The organism is Paenibacillus ginsengihumi DSM 21568 (assembly GCF_000380965.1).
GTDB lineage: Bacteria > Bacillota > Bacilli > Paenibacillales > NBRC-103111 > Paenibacillus_G > Paenibacillus_G ginsengihumi.
Genome location: NZ_KB905553.1, coordinates 1 through 20,517, shown reverse-complemented (window position 1 = coordinate 20,517; position 20,517 = coordinate 1). Strand labels below are relative to the sequence as shown.

Annotated in this window: 14 protein-coding genes and 2 pseudogenes; 2 read left to right on the top strand and 14 right to left on the bottom strand. The window is 56.5% G+C overall.

The features are described from left to right. Window positions 1-11 precede the first annotated feature (11 nt). The 3 genes from hemA to F591_RS0104790 form a co-directional block, all read right to left on the bottom strand. A complete protein-coding gene (gene hemA, locus F591_RS0104800; RefSeq protein WP_019533455.1) occupies window positions 12-1,406 on the bottom strand; it encodes a glutamyl-tRNA reductase in 1,395 nt (464 codons plus the stop codon). 331 nt (window positions 1,407-1,737) lie between these two features. Then, window positions 1,738-2,139 (bottom strand): adenosylmethionine decarboxylase, encoded by a 402-nt coding sequence (gene speD / locus F591_RS0104795; RefSeq protein WP_019533454.1) that lies wholly within the window; start codon window positions 2,137-2,139, stop codon window positions 1,738-1,740. A 532-nt stretch (window positions 2,140-2,671) separates the two neighbouring features. Then, window positions 2,672-3,259 (bottom strand): hypothetical protein, encoded by a 588-nt coding sequence (locus F591_RS0104790; RefSeq protein WP_026326376.1) that lies wholly within the window; start codon window positions 3,257-3,259, stop codon window positions 2,672-2,674. A gap of 528 nt (window positions 3,260-3,787) precedes the next feature. On the opposite strand from F591_RS0104790, the gene F591_RS0104785 reads away from it, so the two are divergent. Beyond that, window positions 3,788-5,284, top strand: a complete 1,497-nt coding sequence (locus F591_RS0104785) for a hypothetical protein (protein WP_019533452.1) — start codon at window positions 3,788-3,790, stop codon at window positions 5,282-5,284. A gap of 1,137 nt (window positions 5,285-6,421) precedes the next feature. On the opposite strand, the pseudogene yihA reads toward F591_RS0104785, so the two are convergent. From yihA to lonB, 3 genes and pseudogenes are all read right to left on the bottom strand, one after another. After that, window positions 6,422-7,003 (bottom strand): annotated as a pseudogene (gene yihA, locus F591_RS27400) (ribosome biogenesis GTP-binding protein YihA/YsxC); the annotation flags it as partial. Window positions 7,004-7,030: 27 nt separating this feature from the next. Next, entirely contained in the window at window positions 7,031-9,361 is a 2,331-nt protein-coding gene (gene lon, locus F591_RS0104775; protein WP_019533450.1) for an endopeptidase La, read from the bottom strand. Window positions 9,362-9,479: 118 nt separating this feature from the next. Next, complete coding sequence (gene lonB, locus F591_RS0104770; RefSeq protein WP_019533449.1) at window positions 9,480-11,183, bottom strand: ATP-dependent protease LonB; 1,704 nt, start codon at window positions 11,181-11,183, stop codon at window positions 9,480-9,482. Between the two features lie 161 nt (window positions 11,184-11,344). Here lonB and F591_RS0104765 point away from each other — a divergent pair, with 161 nt between their 5' ends. Then, entirely contained in the window at window positions 11,345-12,088 is a 744-nt protein-coding gene (locus F591_RS0104765) for an N-acetylmuramoyl-L-alanine amidase family protein (protein WP_019533448.1), read from the top strand. Window positions 12,089-12,351: 263 nt separating this feature from the next. On the opposite strand, the gene F591_RS0104760 is transcribed toward F591_RS0104765, so the two are convergent. From F591_RS0104760 to F591_RS31235, 8 genes and pseudogenes are all read right to left on the bottom strand, one after another. Further along, entirely contained in the window at window positions 12,352-13,434 is a 1,083-nt protein-coding gene (locus tag F591_RS0104760) for a LacI family DNA-binding transcriptional regulator (protein WP_083935312.1), read from the bottom strand. 192 nt (window positions 13,435-13,626) lie between these two features. Further along, window positions 13,627-14,739: a flavodoxin-dependent (E)-4-hydroxy-3-methylbut-2-enyl-diphosphate synthase gene (ispG, locus tag F591_RS0104755; RefSeq protein ID WP_019533446.1), complete on the bottom strand. Its 1,113-nt coding sequence runs from the start codon at window positions 14,737-14,739 to the stop codon at window positions 13,627-13,629. A 123-nt stretch (window positions 14,740-14,862) separates the two neighbouring features. Next, window positions 14,863-16,128, bottom strand: a complete 1,266-nt coding sequence (clpX, locus tag F591_RS0104750; protein ID WP_019533445.1) for an ATP-dependent protease ATP-binding subunit ClpX — start codon at window positions 16,126-16,128, stop codon at window positions 14,863-14,865. Between the two features lie 24 nt (window positions 16,129-16,152). Further along, window positions 16,153-16,734, bottom strand: coding sequence for an ATP-dependent Clp endopeptidase proteolytic subunit ClpP (clpP, locus tag F591_RS0104745; RefSeq protein ID WP_019533444.1), 582 nt, complete (start codon window positions 16,732-16,734; stop codon window positions 16,153-16,155). Between the two features lie 244 nt (window positions 16,735-16,978). Then, window positions 16,979-18,268 (bottom strand): trigger factor, encoded by a 1,290-nt coding sequence (tig, locus tag F591_RS0104740; RefSeq protein ID WP_019533443.1) that lies wholly within the window; start codon window positions 18,266-18,268, stop codon window positions 16,979-16,981. 176 nt (window positions 18,269-18,444) lie between these two features. Then, window positions 18,445-19,386: a hypothetical protein gene (locus tag F591_RS0104735; RefSeq protein WP_019533442.1), complete on the bottom strand. Its 942-nt coding sequence runs from the start codon at window positions 19,384-19,386 to the stop codon at window positions 18,445-18,447. 223 nt (window positions 19,387-19,609) lie between these two features. Further along, entirely contained in the window at window positions 19,610-19,951 is a 342-nt protein-coding gene (locus tag F591_RS0104730; RefSeq protein WP_019533441.1) for a hypothetical protein, read from the bottom strand. 402 nt (window positions 19,952-20,353) lie between these two features. Continuing rightward, window positions 20,354-20,517, bottom strand: a pseudogene (locus tag F591_RS31235) (ISLre2 family transposase); the annotation flags it as partial.

Genomic DNA, 20,517 nt, shown 5'->3' with positions numbered 1-20,517 from the left:
ATCACTCCCGCTCAGGCTTTGACCAATGAGTCGGCCACGGCAGCCTTGATCACTTTGGACAGCAGTTCCTCCGCGGGCTCCTGCCGCGCTCCCGCTGCCGTGCGGCGGTCCGTCTGTTCCGCCCGTTCAAGCTCGGCCAGCTGCTCTTCCAGAGCAAATATTTTCGTGAAAATTTCCAGCGCTTCGTCGCCGTGGCGACCTGCGGCCATCTCTTTAATGCGGATAATCGGGTCGCGAAGCATCTGGTTGACGATGCTCTTCGTCAGCTTGCGGATGACCTTCAGCTCCCGCTCGTCCAGATCGGGCAGCTTCTTGATCAGACTGTCCATCGTCTCCTCATGAATGGCGGATGCCTTGGTCTGCAGCGCTTGAATGACGGGGCTGACGCCCAGCGTCTTCTTCCACAGCTCGAAGGCGGCGATCTCTTCATCGATCATCCGCTCGATCTCGACCGCGGCGCGACGCCTTTCCTCAAGGTGAGCGTTCACGATCGTCTGCAGATTGTCGATATCGTAGAGATAAACATTCGGCAGCTCGCTTAATGCCGGATCGAGATCCCGCGGCACGGCGATGTCGATCATGAACAGCGGGCGCGAACGGCGCTTGCTCATCATCCGGGCAACGTCGTCCTTGGTCAGCACCAAGCCGGAGGCGCCGGTCGAGCTGATGACGATATCCGCTTCCTCAAGATGCCGGAGCAGCCGATCCATCGTATCCGCCACGCCGCCGAATTTGTCCGCCAGCTCGCGGGCTCTTGGCAAGGTGCGGTTAACGACGACGACGCGGTCCGCTCCGTTCGCGTACAGATGCTTCACGGTCAGCTCGCTCATCTTGCCCGCGCCGATGATCAGCACCTTCTTGCGATCGTAGCTGCCGAAGATGCGCTTGCCCAGTTCCACGGCGGCATAGCTGACCGACACCGCATTTTCACCGATCCCGGTCTCGCTGTGCGCCCGCTTGGCCATCGTAATCGCCTGCTTGAACAGCGTATTGAACATAATGCCGGTCGTTTTATCGCTTTGCGCCAGCATGAACGCATCGCGCACTTGCCCCAAAATTTGCGTTTCCCCGATCACCATCGAATCCAGTCCGCTCGCAACGCGGAACAGGTGGCGGATCGCCTGCTCGTTCTCGTAGACGTACAAATGCTTGTTGAATTCTTGTCTCGGTATCCCGAACCAGCTTTCCAGGAAAGTGCGCAGATGATGCGCGCACAGCTGCTGGCGGTCGTCGACAACGTACAGCTCCGTCCGGTTGCAGGTTCCCACAATGACGCATTCCATGATGCTCTTCGTCTCTTGGAGCTTCTTCAGCGCCCTTGGCAAATCCTCTTGCGCGAACGTGAATTTCTCGCGGATGGACACGGGTGCCGTTCTGTAATTCAGTCCCGCTACGACGATATGCATGGGGTTCACCTGCCTCCTCCTTGTGATGATTGTCAATTTATTATAGCACAGCTTTGCGAGCTTTTCCGACACGAATTTATGAAAACTTTGAAACAAGAAGCCGCTATCCTGACCATTCGGCTGTTCGTTCAGCGAAGTTTGTCGGCGGAGCTTCAGTACCGCAGGTGACGACCGATGATGAAGGATTGGCTTGTCCCATGCGTTCAATTCCTATTTTCATCCAAAAAAACGTCCGCTATACGCACGGAATGCTGCGCCAAGCAATCACCAGGCCAAAAAGAAATAACCACGGAATGCTCCGTGGTTACGGTAACCGCCGTGACAGGCGTCGTTATTTCGCTGTTTGCAATTGCTTCATAGCGGGCGTCTCTACCTTCAGTTCGCCCAGACCGCGAATCAGCTTCTTCGCATGCGCCGTCTCGGGCCTCAGCGCAGCCAGCATGTAGTCGATAGCCAATTGCGGATCCACCGTTTCGCCACAGGTATAACAGTCGAGCGCCGCGAAACCTTTCTCAGGATACGTATGGATGGAGAGATGGCTTTCCGAAAGCATTACCAGCACAGTTGCGCCTTGGGGTTCAAATTGTTTGGCTTGCACCGACAATACAGTCGCTCCACAAACCTCAGCAGCTTCTACCATTTGAGCTTGCAGCCATTCCGCATTGTTGAGAAGTTCAAAATCGACTCCCCATGCATCTACGGCAACGTGTCGTCCGAAAGTTGAGTATTCCATCTTCCGGTTCCCCCTTCCTAGGAATAAAATGTTTTGAAAATTTCATCCGCTAGGACCTACGTCATTCACTTCTCGAGGGAATAATCTCTCGCAACATTACATGTCCTGAGTGAATCCTGGTTCCTATTTTGTTTTCAACGAGAATAAAAATAACATCTATCAGGCAAAAATGCAATACCTTTTTTAGGCCGAAAAAAATAATTCCTTGTGCGCTCGCCCTTTGCCGTCCATCCATTGAATACAATATGTGCCACGCTTGGACGATGTGTGCCTTTCTACCGAAATACCGCAGCCCGACATGAACGAACCCCGGCATCCGTCGAGCGGACGTCCGGGGTTTTGCCGGTGCAATGAAAATAGCAGGAATTGTTCGTCATAGGCATCTATTTGTAATAGCCCAGGGTGCGCAGCCCGTGTTTCATCATCCGATGGTACCGCGCAAGCAGCAGGCGTCTATCTCCACAGGCTGGATGTTCAACAATGAAGGTGACGGGCGATGATGCAGGGATCGCACGTCGCAAACGTCTATATATTACGCTTCGAGTACGAACAACCGATGCGTCAGCCTGGCCAGCCGTTCATCGATATGCTCGCGGATCGCGGCTTCTCCCATGTCGTTGCGCAGATCGAGCAAAGCGTTGACTTGCGTGCGGATGGAGGCAATTTCCTGCTCCACTTCATTTTTGCGGAACAAGCGTTCCAGTTGACCGACGGTGTCCTTGTATTCGAAAACGACATTCTCCACCCCGTTCTTGCTCTCGACAATCTTGATGACATTGCCGTGCTTGTAGGTGTAGATCATCGTGTATGTTGGATAAATTCGGTGCACGACGGCGTCGCCCTTAAATGCAGCAACCGCCTTGCGCATGGCGTTGACCAAATTCCTGTTCTTGATCCGACAGCTTCCTTGGCAAATATATACGTTCGCATTCCGTTCGAACGACAGGGTAACTTCCGCTCCCGCATCGTCCTGCAATACCACCTCTTGGTTACCGTTTTCCAGCACCTTCACTTGGAGGGATGCCTGATGGTCAGCGAAAATCTGGATGAACGCGGCCATCTCGGCTTCCGTCAGTTGCATGTAGGCTTTGACATATTCAGTCGCTAACCTCATTGCCATAAAAATCCCTCGATTCATAGTTTTCAAACCTTTGAAGCCTGCACGTGCTCTATTGTCTATATACATTATACTACATAATTATTTAATATTCCTGCTTTCCCGGTTTTGAATTTGGCCCTAAAATCAGAAAATTTCGCTTTCTCACCGAAGATTGCCGGGGGAATTCGCTGTATCCTCCCGCTCGCTTGCTAAGTTCCGTTGTTTCCTTGGGGCATCGGCAAAAAAACAACCAGTGCCCCGACCAGCTTAGCCCGCTGCAGGCCGCTGCCGGCTCATTCGGCATATGCTCCCGAGCCGCCGCCGTTTCACGCCCTGGAGCTTCCTTGAGCCGCGGCGATCTTCGTCGAAGCGGCGCTCGTTCCGCATCGTCCCTGACAAGATTGCCGGCTTGATGCCTTTTGTCGCCCTGGGTCCGCAACCAAATGTCTGCAAATCTCGTCCACTTGTATATAATTGTATATTATAGACGACGATGACAAGCGAATCGTTCGTCATCGTTCGTCACCTGAGATAGCAGGAGGGGGTTCCATGAAAATGAGGAGCCGAAGGCGGCTTGCCGCTTTCCTCGGATTGCTGCTGACCGTTGGGGCGGCATGTGCCGGATGGCCGGAACGGCAGGCGCTGGCGGCAGGCGAAGCGATCGAGGCGCAAGCGCCGGGCTTTCCTGTGACGGTCAACGGCGTCAGCGTTCGTCCGGGGAGCGGCGTCTCCCCGCTTTTGTATAGAGAGATGACCTATCTTCCGCTAACGCCGGAGTACAGCCAGGCGCTGGGCATTACAGTGACCCGCGGCGCCGACGGAAGCTTGTCTGTCGAACAAGGGAGCCCGCAAGGCCGCAGACTGGAGCTGAATGAGGAAGTGGCGAAGCGGGCTGAAGCCGGCGCGCAGGAGCCGCAAAAAGGGATCAGGCCGACTTACCCGATCCGGTTGAACGGGCAATCGATTCATAACGATACCGAGCCTTACCCGCTGCTGGAATTCGGGGGCGTGCCCTATATGCCGATGACTTGGCGGTTTGCCCGAACGGAGCTTGGCCTCCTGATCGACTGGAGCCCGGAGGCCGGATTCAGCATCGTATCCCCGCAGAAAAAGGTGCTGCACAAGATCGTGTACGACGACGAGCAGTACTATTATGCGGAGACAGTCCCCAGCGGCCTGGTCCAAATCGACAAGAAGCTGACGGGGAATCCGGACCGTACGGACGGGCAGAAGGAGGCTGCTGTCCGGCAGCAGGCTCAGGCGCTGGCCTGGGGACAGCCTTTCGCAGCCGATCCGCAGGCCGCCGTGACGGTTGACGGCGATTCGGTTCGCTACGCAGGGAACGAGCTGCTCAGCTTGAAGCCGTACAAGGAGAAGGCCGCTGATTTCTTTGCCCAACGGCCAGAGTACGAATATCAGGGGATCGACGTGCAGGGCCGGGTGATGAAGCTGGACGAGCATCTGCAGCTTGCCGCCGTATCGGTCTCCTATTTGAAGCATATACCGGCTCCATATACGCCGTACGAGCACCGCCTGTTCGTCCTGCGAGATCAGGCGGCGACGGAAGTGCCGGGTATGCAGCAGCTGCCGACGAGGGTGCTGGGCAATCCGGATGGCTCGTGGTGGATCGTCAGCGAAGCCGCGGAGCCCTTGACGTCCCGCACGCCGAACGTGAACGGCGAAGCGCTGCTACTGAAGGCGGATGGCACAATGATCGACTGGAACGGCGAATGGGGCGTCAAGGATATCGATGTAATCCGGGCGGAGTCCGGGGGCTCGCTTATTGTCAAAGCGTACAACGACCGTTACAAAACATATTACGACAGCCACGTGCCCCTGTTATCGGAGCAGAAGGAATGGTACGGCCGGATTCATCCTGACGGCACATCGGAGCCGCTGGCGGTATATGATGGAACGGGCAAAGGCTATGTCGATCAAGAAGGCCGGCTGATTGTGGTCGATCGCAAAATGAACCGCATCGTCGATCTGACGAAGGGCCGTTCCCGGCTGTGGTGGGATTACGAGCTAGAGGAGCTGCTGCCGTAAACAACGTCTATCGACGCGGCATCAAGGATGGCGTGGCGGCCGCGCTTTTAGCGGCCGTTTTTCTTGGTACAGACCATGCGCGAAAAAAAACGCTCCATGACTTGGTTCAAGTTGCGAGCGGTTTTCGCGTTTGCAAGCCGTGATCAGAACTCAAGCCCGCAGGGCAGCGCTTAGGCGGCGTAAACCGGGGCAGCGCACTACGGAGAAGCTGACCACCGGGGCAACGCGCTACGGAGAAGCTGACCAAGAGCGAAAAGCGGACCTTCTGAAAGCTTCCGGCCCGCAATCATATCTCTAGCGCTGGTGAAAAACGCTATTTCGCCGAATCATGCCCTGTTAAAAATGTAACGAAACCGTGCAGCGCTAGTTTGTCAAAAACGCTGATTCTGGTAGCCAACCATGCGAAATAAGGCCGCTCACCAACGTTAGAATCTCAAATCGAGCGTTGCGAGTAAAATAAGCTCTGTGGCTAGCGTTGGCGCTGCCCCTCCCCGAGCGCGCCCAGGCGCATGAGGGGACAAACGCGCTTGCTGCAGATGTCGGGTCAGCGCAATTGGCACACCTGAGCACATAAGGCAACAAATCCTGCAAATAATGCAACATTTTCCGGCCTCTTCGCATCAGAGGAAGGATAATGTTGCACTTTGTACAACAATTTAGGTGCGAATGGCTTCAAACCCGGGAACATCGCCCAAAATATTGCACAAAGTGCAACATTGAGCCGCAAATAGGGCCTAACCCCCCGTTTTTGTTGTACAAAATACAACATTATACAACATTTGCTGGCCCTATTGAAAATTTGGGGTTGATCCACGGGCCAAAATTTCAGGTACCGCAGGCGACGTCCGATTAAACTGCTTAAACTGCCTGAACGCCGCCAGAGCTCCGTGCAAGCACGGAGCTCTGGCGGTAAAACTATGATTGCTGCGGAGCGCGGCCATCGGCGGAAGCCGTTTCCTCTGTGCCGGCGGATGCGCCGCGCGCGCCCCCCGGCGCGCGGTTGGCCGCATGGTGGCGGTCGGCGGGCGCATCGGCTCCTCCATCGTCTGCCGCAGTCTCTTCTCCCGTGTCTCCCGCGGCGGCGGAGCCAGAAGCATCCGCAGCCTCTTTCTGGCCACCGTCCGCCGCGGCAGCGAGGCCGGCATACCGCTCGATAACGCTCCACAGCTCGTCTTTGCCGTGGCCCGTCTCGGAGGAGAAGAGAATGACCGGCACCGCCGGGTCAGCCTGCAGCTCCTCTTTGATGATTTTCGTATGCTTTGCCCATTTGCCTCTAGGTACCTTGTCCGCTTTCGTCAGGACGAGGCAGACCGGCACTTTATGGTACATGAGCCACTCATGCATCGCGATGTCATCCTTGGAAGGAGGATGGCGCAAATCGATGACATGCAGCACAAGGCGTAAAAATTCCCGCTTCAGCAAATATTGCTCGATGAATTTGCCCCATTTGGCCCGCTCCGTTTTGGAGACTTTCGCATAGCCGTAGCCCGGCAAATCGACGAAATACAGATCCTGATTGATGCGGTAATAATTCAACTGCTGCGTCTTGCCCGGCTTGGAGCTTGTCCGGGCCAAATTGCGGCGGTTAATCAGGCGATTGATGAGCGACGACTTGCCGACATTGGAGCGCCCTGCCAGAGCGATCTCCGGCAGGGCGCCTCCCGGGTATTGGCTGGGGCCAACCGCGCTGATCACGAATTCAGCCTGATTGACTTTCATACCCTCTCCCTCTTTCAACCAAAAATGTTACACTTCGACCGGTTTGACGAGCGCATGCTCCAGCACTTCGTCCATATGGGATACCGGAATAAAGCTCAAATCCTGCCTTACGCTCTCCGGGATTTCCTCCAAATCTTTAACGTTGTCCTTCGGAATAATGACGGTGCGGATGCCTGCCCGATGGGCGGCCAAGCTTTTCTCCTTCAAGCCGCCGATCGGCAGCACGCGGCCGCGCAGCGTAATCTCGCCCGTCATCGCCACATGCCGCGATACCGGAATGTTGGTCAGCGCGGAAATGAGCGCCGTGCCCATCGTAATGCCCGCAGAAGGTCCGTCCTTCGGAATCGCCCCTTCGGGGATATGGATATGAATGTCGAATTTCTCGTGGAAATCCGGCTGCATCCGGAACTGCTCCACCTTGGAACGCGTATAGCTGAACGCCGCCTGGGCGGATTCCTTCATCACGTCGCCCAATTTGCCGGTCAAGGTCAGCTTGCCGTTGCCCGGCATAACCGTCACCTCGATCACGAGCGTGTCGCCGCCGACCTCGGTCCAGGCAAGCCCCGTCACCGCCCCGATTTGATCCTGCTCCTCGGCCATACCGTAGCGGAATTTGGGCGGGCCGAGATATTCCTTCAGATTATCCGCTGTCACTTCCACCGCGGACGAGCCGGCGACAATCTGCTTCGCCGCCTTGCGGCAGATGGAGGAAACTTGCTGCTCCAGGTTGCGGACGCCCGCTTCGCGCGTATATTCGCGCACCACCTTCATCAGCGCCGCTTCCTCCAGCTTCAGCTGGCCTTCCTCGAGCCCGTGATCCCGCTGCTGCTTCGGCAGCAAATAGCGGCTGGCGATATGCAGCTTCTCAAGCTCGGTATAGCCCGGAATATAGAGCACCTCCATTCGATCGAGCAGCGGCCGCGGAATCGAATGAATCGCATTGGCCGTCGTGATGAACATGACGTTGGAGAGGTCGAACGGGATCTCGACATAATGGTCGCTGAACGTATTGTTCTGCTCCGGATCGAGCACCTCAAGCAGCGCCGAAGCCGGGTCGCCGCGAAAATCCATCGCCATCTTGTCGATCTCGTCGAGCAGAAATACGGGATTGGCGGTGCCTGCCGTTTTCAGCCCCTGGATAATGCGCCCCGGCATCGCGCCGACGTACGTTCTTCGGTGTCCGCGGATTTCCGCCTCGTCGCGCACGCCGCCCAGCGAAATGCGGACGAATTCCCGTCCGAGCGAGCGGGCGATCGAGCGGGCGATCGACGTTTTGCCGACACCGGGCGGCCCGACCAGGCACAGAATCGGCCCTTTCAGCTTCTTCACCAGCTTCTGCACAGCCAAATATTCGAGCACCCGTTCCTTCGGCTTCTCCAGGCCGTAATGATCCTCGTTCAAGATTTGCTCGGCTTTTTGAATGTCGAGATCGTCTTCCGTCATCTCGCTCCACGGCAATGCCAGCAGCCAATCGATGTAATTGCGCACGACCGAGCCTTCCGCGGAGGTAGCGGGCATTTTCTCCAGCCGTTCGATTTCCTTCTCGATCTTCTCCCGAACTTTGTCCGGCACATGCTTCTCCGCCAGCTGGGAGCGCAGCTCCTCGGCCTCGCCCGCCCGGCCTTCTTTCTCGCCGAGCTCCTTCTGAATCGCCTTCATCTGCTCGCGCAAATAATATTCCTTCTGCGTCTTCTCCATCTGCTTCTTGACGCGCTGGCTTATTTTGCGTTCGAGCTCCAGCACCTCGCGCTCGTTGTTCAGGATGCCGAGCATTTTCTCCAGCCGCTCCCGCACATCGATCGTCTCCAAAATTTCCTGCTTATCTTTGATCTTTAAGGATAAATGACTGCAGATGACGTCCGCCAGCCGGCCGGGTTCGTCGATATCCGATACTGCGGCAAGCGTCTCCGGCGTCACTTTCTTGGACAAGTTGATATAATGCTCGAATTGGCTGAGTACCGTGCGCATCAGCGCGTCAATCTCCGGGTCGGAATGCTCCTGCTCCGGAAGCTCGCGAACCTGCACCTCGTAGAACTCGTCGTTCGTCAAATATTCCGTAATCTCGGCGCGTACGACGCCTTCCACGAGCACGCGGATCGTCCCGTTCGGAAGCTTGAGCATTTGCCGCACCCGGGAGATCGTGCCAACCCGGTAGATGTCTTCTTTCTTCGGCTCTTCGATATTGACTTCGGATTGCGAACAAAGGAGTATCATGCTGTCCTCAACCATTGCTTTCTCGAGGGCCCGCACCGACTTTTCCCTGCCCACGTCCAGATGCAGCACCATGCTCGGGTATACGAGCAGCCCCCGCAGCGGCAGAAGCGGAAGACGGCGCACCTTATGTTTGTTAGGTCCCATCCTCGAGCACCTCCAGACCATTATCAAGCTGTGATTTACATTGTAACAAAATTGTTATGAAAACACCAATGGAGCCCGTCCTGCAGACGATCTTGGCAAAAAGAGACGCCAATGGGCTCTATTCGAGCGCATCGGCGTGCAGTACCGTCACCGAAGGGGCAGGCATCGTCTCTTGCGCCGGCGTCATATTGTTCGTCTGATCCGACAGCTGAAGTCCCAGCGCGTGGCTCAGCACTTCCTCCACCGTATCGACCGGTATGACCTGAAGCCCGTTTAAACCTGCGAATATTTCCTGCCAGTTCTCCTTCGGAATAATCACTTTTTCCGCTCCGGCCTGGAAAGCGGCCTCTACCTTGGCGATGACGCCGCCGACCGGCTTGACCTTGCCGTGAATGCTGACTTCGCCGGTCATCGCGATCCGGTTGTCGACCGGAATGCGCTTGATGGCCGAGGCGATCGCCGTCGCCATGGCGACGCCGGCCGAAGGACCGTCGATCGGTATCCCTCCGGGGAAGTTGATATGCAAATCGTAATTGTAAGGGTCGAGACCAAGCCGCCGCAATATCGTCAGCACATTCTCCACCGAGCCGCGGGCCATGCTCTTGCGGCGCAGCGTCCGCGAGCCGCCTCCCATCTCTTCCTCATCGACGACGCCGGTAATCGTAAAGCGGCCGCTTCCCGGCGGAACGACGGGGATGGCGCTGACTTCAATATCGAGCAAGGTGCCAAGGTTCGGCCCGTACACGGCCAGCCCGTTGACGAAACCGACCTCCGGCTTGGCGGGAATTTTCCGCTCCGGCCGGGGCGCCATTTGCGAGCTGTTGACGACCCACTCCACATCCGCCGCCGTCACTTCCTTGCGCTGGTCGGTCAGCGCGAGTCCCGCGGCCAGCTGAACGATATTGACCGCTTCCCGGCCGTTCGTCGCGTATTTTTTGATGACCTCGACGGCCTGGTCGTTCGCGGGAAAGCCGATCTTCTTGATCGCCCGCGCGGCGATTTGCCCGATTTCGTCCGGGAGCAGCGGCCGGAAATAAATCTCCATGCAGCGGGAACGGATCGCCGGAGGCAACTCCTGCGGGTTGCGCGTCGTAGCGCCCACCAGCCGAAAATCGGCGGGCAGACCGTTCTGGAACACCTCGTGAATATATCCGGGAATATTGGTATCCTCCGAATTGTAATAGGCGCTTTCCAGAAACACCTTTCGATCTTCAAGCACCTTTAATAATTTATTCATTTGGTGCGGATGCAATTCGCCGATCTCATCGATGAACAGGATGCCGCCATGCGCCTTCGTCACCGCGCCCGGCTTCGGCTGCGGAATGCCGGCGACGCCCATCGCCCCGGCCCCTTGGTAAATCGGGTCGTGCACCGAGCCGATGAGCGGATCTGCAATGCCGCGCTCGTCGAAGCGGGCCGTCGTCGCGTCGATCTCCGTAAAGACGGCGTCCGAGCGGAACGGCGATTCCGGGTTTTTCTTCGCTTCCTCCAGCACGACCCGGGCCGCCGCCGTTTTGCCGACGCCGGGCGGGCCGTAGATGATGACATGCTGCGGATTGGCGCCGCACAGCGCGGCCTTGAGCGCCCGCAAGCCTTCCTTCTGGCCGACGATATCGTCCATGTCGGAAGGACGCGTCTTCTCCGCGAGCGGCTTATTGAGCGAGATGGAGCGCAGCTTGCGGAGCTTTTCCAGCTCTTTCTTGGATTCTTTATCTACCGCTGCCCGATTGGTTTGCTGATTGCGCAGCAAATTCCAGAAGTACATGCCTATAACAACGGCAAAAAACAGCTGAATGATCATCAAGATCAAGCTTAGGTTCATTCCGAAAAACCTCCCGCGAATTCGTATAATGGTCAGTATTTCCTCCCTTTGCCGGCAATAACCCCTTTTTCTCCAGAAACTTTTCTTCCAACACAGTGCATGAGACGGCGCGAAGCATCGAACGATAACGAATATCGACTTGCAAAAAGGAGGCTCCACTTTTGCTGCGGCTCATCATCATCGTCACCGCTGCTTTCCTTGCTGCTGCCAGCTTCGCGCCGAAGCCGGCCCTAACCGCCGTGCCGGCGAATGCGTTCGGTGAGCAGGCGGCAATCCGCTGCGCCCAAACTATCCATGCGGCGGCTCCGGCCATCGCCAATGTCGATGTGCTCATCGATGCGGGACACGGCGGCATCGACGGCGGAACGTCATACGGAAGCATTTTGGAAAAAGATATCAATCTGGCGGTCGCCAAGAAAACATACGTTCAGCTGCACGCAATGGGCCTGACGACAGTCTTGGACCGCACGGGCGATTACGCCCTAAGCAGCGACAACACGTGGCTGAAAAGCTCTTCGCGGCATCGAAAGGATCTCGCCCAGCGCTGCCATCTGGCCAACGAGCTCAAGCCGAAGGCGCTGATCAGCCTGCATGTAAATGCCGCCAAGCGAGCGGCCAAAAGCGGCCCGCTCGTTCTGCATCAAAAGACGCCGGAGAGCAAAGAGCTGGCCAAGCAGCTGCAGCAGTCGCTCAACCGGCTCTACGGCGCCGAGGGGACGCCGCGGTACGGCAAGAGCTATTATTTGCTCAAGCATGCGAAGGTTCCGGCGGTTATCGTGGAAATGGGATTTTTGACCAATGAATCCGACCGCAGGCGGCTTACGGACCCGGCCGGGCAGGAGGAAATCGCCCGCTGCATCGCGGCGGGGCTTAAGGCGTATCTGGAGCAGTGCGCCGCGGAATAGCGGTAATCTCGCTGGGCCCTAAAGCTCTCCGGCATCTGCCAAACAGCGGCTCGCCTGATTGCCGCAGCGCCAAAAAAAAGCAACCGCCGGCCACTGCCGGCGATTGCTTGCATGATCATTATTGCACTAATTGCATTGCACTAACTGCGAAACCGGAACGAAATGCCCGCCCTGCGGCATCCAAAGAGGAGCGGGTCCGCTTCAGTACCTCGGCCGTATGCTTTTCGGGCGTGCCGACATCCCCGAATCACTACAGTCTGCCTCTACCGCTTCGGGGGAGTCGTCGTTTCTCTGACGGTCACCGTATAATCGAGCCAGGTGAGCTTGTCCCGCTTGTCCTCTTCGCCGCTGCGGATTCGGGAGATCAGAAGGCGCGCCGCAAGCGAGCCGGATTCGAACACCGGCATGCGCATGGAAGTCATGCGCGGCACCGCCATCTCTCCATACAGGTCGTCAAATCCGGCCAGCGAAACGTCATCCGGTACCGAAATTCCCCTATTTTTAAAATAATGGAGCGCCCCCAGCGCAAAAGCGTCATTGGCCCCGATCACGGCCGTCGGCGACGGCAGCGACTCCCAGGCGTTCGCCAGCAGCCGGTAAGCCAGCTGCACCTCTTCGCCGCATGTCGAGGCATAATGCTGATTCTCAAAAACGGTAATCGGCGCAAGCCCCGCCTCCTTCATCGCCTCCAGGTAGCCTTCGAATCGTCCTTTGGGGGTCATATGTCTATGCATGCGAGGACTGTAAGTGACGAAAGCGATTCGGCGGTGGCCAAGGCCGAGCAAATAGCGCGTCAGCTCAAGCCCCGCTCCCTTATGGTCGAAGCGAATATGCCCCGGGCCTTCGATCAAGCTGCGGCTCTCCACGATATTGAAGGGAATGCCTTCCGCCAGGAGCTCGTCGTAATAATGCTCCGGAATGCGGGCCGTCCCGTTCGACACGAACGTGATGCCGGATACTCGCTGCTGCCGCAGCAGCTCCAGCTGCATGATCGCGCCGGCCTGGCCGTCCGCCGACTTCTCCAGATTGCATAACAGCACGCCATAGTCCTCCTGACGGGCTGTCTCCTGATAGCTGTTTACGAACGGGGCGAACAGCCCGCGGGTCAGATCGGTCAGCACCAGACCGAGAATATTGTTTTTGCCGGTCATGAGCGAGCTGGCGAAAGCATCCTTCTTGTAGCCCATCTGGCGGGCGGTTTCCAGGATGAGCCGCCGCGTTTTGGCGGCCAAGCCCGGCTTGCCCGCCAACGCTTTGGATACGGTCGTCCGATCGAGCTGCAGCGCTTCGGCGATATCCTTCATCGTTGTGCGTCTCGTCTGTTTTTTGTTGGAATCGGTCATCATCTGCTCCTTATCGATTCAAGACCGGACAGCGCCAGTCCGCCTTCCGTCGCGGTGTTAGCTTAAGCCCATTATAAATGCAGCAAGCTCGCTTTGTCTTGCCCCATGCCAAAAAAAGCACCATAACCCAGGCCGATGGCAGCCGGGAACGATGCTCTTGTTAGTCCGATATGCTAGCTGGCGGATCATGAGGCGTTATTTGACGCCCGCATGATGCTTCCTTCCGGGAATTTCGCCCGTCTTCTCGTAATGGGCAACAATGTTGTCGATTTCTTTCTTCAGCTCGCTGACCAGATCGGCTTCCGGCACCTTGCGCACCATTTCGCCATAGCGGAACAGCAGCCCTTCGCCGCGCGCTCCGGCGATGCCGATATCGGCCTCCCGCGCCTCTCCGGGCCCGTTGACGGCGCAGCCGAGCACCGATACCTTGATCGGCACCTTCAAACGGGAAATATACTCCTCCACTTCATTGGCGATGGAGAACAGATCGATGTCGAGCCGGCCGCAGGTTGGGCATGACACGAGTGTGGCCGCGTTCGAAATCAAGCCGAACGACTTCAGCAGCTCGCGGCATACCTTCACTTCCTCGACCGGATCGGCGCTCAGGCTGATCCGGATCGTCGAGCCAAGCCCCATGCTGAGCAGAGCGCCAAGTCCCGCCGCGCTTTTGACCGTTCCCGAGAACAGCGTGCCGGCTTCCGTAATTCCGAGATGAAGCGGATAGCGAAACGACTCGGCCGCTTTCGTATAGGCAGCGATCGCCATTGGCACATCGGACGCCTTGAGCGAGACGATAATATCGCGAAAATCAAGCTCCTCCAGAATGCCGATATGATACAGCGCGCTTTCCACCATCGCCTCCGGCGTCGGATAGCCGTATTTTTCGAGCAAATGGTTTTCCAGCGAGCCGGCATTGACGCCGATGCGAATCGGAATGCCCTTCTCCTTGCACGCTTTGACGACCGCCTCCACCTTCTCGCGGCGGCCGATATTGCCCGGATTGATCCGCACCTTGTCGATGCCGTTCTCGATGGCCAGCAGCGCCAGGCGATAGTCGAAGTGAATGTCGGCAACGAGCGGAACCGAGATTTGCCGCTTGATCTCCTTGATCGCTTCCGCCGCTTCCTTGTTATTGACCGTTACCCGCACCAGCTGGCAGCCGGCTTCCTCCAAACGGTGAATTTCCGCTACCGTGGCCTTGACGTCCGCCGTCTTCGTCGTGCACATGCTCTGGATGATCACGTCATTGCTTCCGCCTATCGTCAGGCCGCCTACTTTGACAGCTATCGTATCCTTGCGGTGGTACATAAGTTAATTCACTCTCTCCCATGATACCAAACATCCTCCGCTCCGCTCACGGCGTAGCTCCGGCCCCTGAGAGGGTCGGACGCCGAAAGCGAATTGGAGGTGTCCGGTTTAGTTATGGCTGGCTTAGGCGCTTTCTTCCTTCTTCTCGCTCGACTGCCCGTCATGAGCCGTAATGGGAGGCACGATCTTGGCCGTGACGGCTTCCTTGTTCACGACGCAGCGGGACGATTCCGTGCGGGAAGGCGCTTCGTACATCACATCAAGCATGATGCCCTCAATGATGGCCCGCAGCCCCCGCGCGCCGGTGTTCCGCTTGATCGCTTCCTTGGCGATCTCCTCGAGCGCTTCCTGTTCAAACTCGAGAACGACGTTATCCATTTCCAGCATTTTCTGATACTGCTTGACGAGCGCGTTCTTCGGCTCGGTCAAGATCCGGATGAGCGCCGTTTCGTCCAGCGGCTCCAGCGTGGAAATGACCGGCAAACGGCCGACGAATTCAGGTATGAGCCCGAACTTCAGCAAATCCTCCGGCAGCACAAGCGACAAATACTCGCCGGGCTTCAGATCCGCTTTCGCGCCGTCTGCGCCGAAGCCGATCACCTTTTTGCCGATGCGGCGCTTGATGATTTGCTCCAAACCGTCGAAGGCCCCGCCGCAAATAAACAAAATGTTCGTCGTATCGATCTGGATAAATTCCTGGTGCGGATGCTTTCTTCCGCCCTGCGGCGGGACGGATGCAACCGTGCCTTCCAAAATTTTCAGCAGCGCTTGCTGAACGCCTTCCCCCGACACGTCGCGGGTAATGGAAGGATTCTCCGATTTGCGCGCCACTTTGTCGATTTCATCGATGTATATGATGCCGCGCTCCGCTTTCTCCACGTCGTAGTCCGCGGCTTGAATCAGCTTCAGCAAAATATTCTCGACGTCTTCGCCGACATAGCCCGCTTCGGTCAGCGAAGTGGCATCGGCAATGGCAAACGGCACGTTCAATATTTTGGCCAGCGTCTGAGCGAGCAGCGTCTTCCCGCTGCCGGTCGGCCCGACGAGCATAATGTTCGATTTTTGCAGCTCGACGTCCTCCGACTTGCCCTGCTGCGAGTTGATGCGCTTGTAATGATTGTATACGGCCACGGAAAGCGACTTTTTCGCCTGATCTTGACCGATGACATACTGGTCCAGAATCGCCCGGATTTCCTTCGGCTTCGGAATATCCTTCAGATCGAGCTCTTCCTCGTGTCCGAGCTCCTCTTCCACGATTTCCGTGCACAGCTCAATGCATTCATCGCATATATATACGCCGGGACCGGCAACCAGCTTGCGCACCTGCTCCTGCGATTTGCCGCAGAAGGAGCACTTCAGCTGGCCTTTTTCATCGTTGAATTTAAACATGGGATCACTCCTTTATCCATAAAATCACGCACGAGTGATGACCGCATCGATGAGCCCGTATTCCTTGGCTTCTTCCGCGCTCATGAAATTGTCGCGATCCGTGTCGCGTTCGATCTTCTCGAGCGGCTGTCCTGTACGTTCCACATAAATTTGATTCAGCTTCTGCTTCGTCTTGAGAATCCAGTCGGCGTGAATCTTGATGTCGGACGCTTGCCCGCGCACCCCGCCGAGCGGCTGGTGAATCATAATCTCGCTGTTCGGCAGCGCGAACCGCTTGCCCGGCGCTCCGGCCGTCAGCAGCAACGAACCCATGCTCGCCGCCATGCCGACGCAAATCGTCGATACATCCGGCTTGATATATTGCATCGTATCGTATATACCCATTCCCGCCGTAACCGAACCGCCAGGGGAATTAATGTACAGATGGATGTCTTTATCCGGATCCGTAGCAGCCAAAAACAGCATTTGAGCTATGACCAGGTTGGCAACATCGTCGTCAATCGCACTGCCAATGAAAATAATGCGATCCTTCAAAAGACGCGAATATATATCGTAGGATCTTTCACCGCGGCCTTCCTGTTCGACCACGATCGGTACCAGACTCATCGTTTCCAACCCCTTTGCTTCAATATGCCATCCATAACATTAACATTGTAGCACGTTTGTCAAGGAAAATCGAACCCCGCCCCCGAGCCCTTTTTTCCCTGGCTTGCCGGAAGAAAACGGCAATTCCGATCCGACCGACCGGCCTGGCTTGCAATATGTATTTCGACACGATTCGTGCCGTTTGATGGGTAAAACAAAGGCACGCATATTATTGTACGTGCCCTTGCTTCATATGTTGCGGCGATTATGCCGTTTTGCTGTTATCTACCAGGAAAGCGATCGTCTTGCGGACGACGATATCCTGCACCAGGCTGTTCATATTGCCGTTGCCCGCGAAGATAGCGCGGATTTCCTCCACCGGACGGTTGTACATTTTGGACAGGTCTTCCAGCTCGGCGTTGATCTCTTCTTCCGAAGCCGAGATTCCTTCCGCTTTCGCAATCGCATCGAGCACGAGACTGTTGCGAACGCGCTTCTCGGCGTCGCTGCGCATTTGCGCTTTCAGGTCCTCTTGCGTCTGGCCGGAGAACTGATAGTACATTTGGGGATTCATGCCTTGCATGCGGAGACGGTTCTCGAATTCTCTCACCATCTGCTCGGTCTCGTCGTCGATCATGACGGCCGGAATCTCGACCTGCGCATTGGCGGCAGCTTTCTCCACGGCGTCGTTCTCGCGCTTGCGCTTAGCTTCGTTTTCCTTGCGCTCCTTCAGATTTTTCTCCAGGTCCGCCTTGAACTCGTCCAACGTCTCGAACTCGCTGACGTCCTTGGCGAATTCATCGTCCAGCTCCGGCAAATTTTTGCGCTTGATATCGTGAAGCTTGACCTTGAACACGGCTTCCTTGCCTTTCAACTGCTCGGCATGATAATCCTCCGGGAAGGTTACGGTGATGTCCTTTTCCTCTTCCTTGCTCATGCCGACGAGCTGATCCTCGAAGCCGGGAATGAAGCTGCCGCTGCCAAGCTCCAGCGAATATCTTTCGGATTTGCCGCCTTCGAACGCTTCCCCGTCCACGAACCCTTCGAAGTCAATCACGACCACATCGCCGTTCTGCGCCGCGCCTTCCTCGACCGGCACCAGCTCGGCATGACGCTGCTGCAGCTTCTCCAGCTCCGCATTCACTTCTTCCGCCGTCACCTCGACAGACGCCTGCTCAAGCTCCAGGCCTTTGTATTCGCCCAGCTCCACTTCGGGACGGACGGTTACTTTCGCTTTGAATTTGAGCGTTTGACCTTTGCCGAATTGCTCTACGTCGACTTCCGGACGGTCAACCGGCTGAATGCCGGTCTCCTGCACGGCCGACATGTAAGCCTCGGGGAGAATGATATCGAGCGCCTCTTGGTACAGGCTCTCTACGCCGAATTTCGCCTCGAAGATTTGGCGCGGCACTTTGCCTTTGCGGAAACCCGGAACGAGCACCTTTTTGGAAATTTTCTTAAAGGCTTGGTCCAGAGCGGAGGCGACTTTCTCTTCTTCGACTTCAATATCAAGAACGGCTACGTTCTTCTCTATCTTTTCCCAGGTTGCTTTCATTTTATGCTTTCCCCTCCAAAAATAATCCATAGCTAATTTTCACGATCGGGGGTGGCCAAAAAAAATGCAGACTTGTCCCGCCCCGCCGATATAACCACTCTAGTATAACCGTTAGCCCGCACTTTTTCAAGGCATAGCCCACCAGCAAAAACGAGTCCGGCATGGAACGCGCATGATCAATCGCGTCTGAACGTGACCGCGGCGAACTGCTGCATCACCCGGTACGCTTGCTCCCATTGAAATTCAAGCTCGGAAGTAATGCCGTACATTTCCAGAAGCTCCTCCTTGTTCCCCCCGCCAAACAGCTTATCCAGCAGCATCAGATGCAGCGCCGAAGCCCATACGTCCACGCAGCCCGGCTCCTGCCGCAGCAGCTGCGCATAGGTGGAGGTGCCGTAAATAAACGCGAGAAATTCGTTCCACGTTTCCTGCGCGAAATAAGATAAGGCCGGGTGCGTCGTCTCGCTGATTTCTTGAACGCGCGCGATCATCTCGCGGATTTGCCACGGGAACTCATCCGGCCCGGACGGCGTATCCTCGATATCCAGAACGACCTCCTCGCCGCCGCGCATCAGCTTAACCTGCTCCTTCACGCCGCGAAGCTTTAACACCTGCAGCGCCTTGAACTGGACGAGCGGATGCAGCGTCTCGCGCGCGAGCCATCCGAGCAGAGCCTCGTCAATGCGGGGGTGATCCAAATAAGCGAGCTGGTCGAGCGCCAGCTGCAGCTTGTCGCTTCGCTCTCCGGCGTCCAGCATGGCCAGCAGCTTCTCGGCGTAATCGCTTTGCTGCTTCGCCTTGTTCTGAACCGATCGCCGGAGCAGGCCGCTTTCCGAAACTTCTTCCTCGCCCTCCAAGCCGGCGGGCATCGATGCCAGCCCCATGCTCGTCAGCTCCGGAAACATCATCTCCAGCCACTGCAGAAGCGACTGCCATTCCTCTCTCGACCGGTCGTCATCCACGCGGCAAGCGAGCAGGAAGCGGAGAAGCCGAATCGCTTCGCCGTACCGTTCCCCTTCCAGAAGCTTCGTCAGCTCGTACTGATAATACTCGATCGTTTTCGGGAAAAGAACGACGTTGTCTCTGGGGACGTCCGCTCCGTTCGTACCGCGATCCACGTTTAGCACCACCTTTCCGTGCGTTCCTATGATTGCCAGTGTACCCGAAATGGCAGGCGAAAGCAAAACGCATCCAAACGGAAAACGGCAGCGGACTCGCCGCCGAGGCGAAACCGCTGCCGCCAAATAACGGCCGGAAGTATCCCTCCGAAGATCGGCTTCGGCAAATGTCCATTCGCCGAAGCTGACCGGCCGCTGATGCAGGATTATTCGTCATAGGTGTCTATAATTCCATTTTCATCGCTGCCTGAATCAACTGGGCCTTGATTTGCGGATTTTCGTCAATGTAGGCGTACATCCGGTCAACGGCTTCCTTGTTGTTCAAATACTCTTTCTCCTTGCTGATCATTTCCTTCGACCACTTGAGCAAGGCGGCCTCCGCGCGGCCCAGGCGATTGAGCGCAGTATGCAGGCCGGTTTGCTCGATCAGCGCTTCCATCGTCTCCTGGTTCACCTTGCCGATCAGCTTGGTCGCCGCCAGCTTTTGCTCAAACTCCTTGTTCGCTTTCTCGAACTGCTCTTTCGCTTCTTTATATTCGCTTTGCTGTTTGGACAATTTTCTCATTGCGTCAAGCCACCTTTTTCATGTTGATGGGTCAACCGACCATTCTTCGCCATCGGTTGTCACCTGCGGTGCTGATAATCGCCGAAGGGCTTCGTCGAATTATCCACATAGGCGTTGCGCGCCCCCGCGCCTGTTTGCCCTCCCGTGCTCCGCAGCCGGCGCCGGCAATCCTCCAGCCCGCAGCTTGCAGGATTAGGTTAGGGCAAAGCAACTGCATTCTATTCACAAGTTTAACTTCTCTTCGACAATTTGTCCATGTTTTCGCCTTTTTTGTCAGTGTCAAGCTAGCGTGGGCAGTCATTTAAGATGCCTGGAACGCGAACCCCGAAGGAACCTCTTCCTTGTAAGCGCTTTGCTTCGTTCTTTCATCAAACACAAGTGATTTGTCAGAATTTTTTGCCGTTATCCGCGAAGTGCTTTGAGTGCCATACCCGTTGTGCTGCTTTGCTTCGGTCCTTGCAGCATGCGAATCATTCCAGCGATACAACCCTTGACCGGTTGCGTCACGTTCTTGAGCAATTGCCGCATGTTTATCGACTGCTGCGGCGTTGCCTGCTTACTCGCTT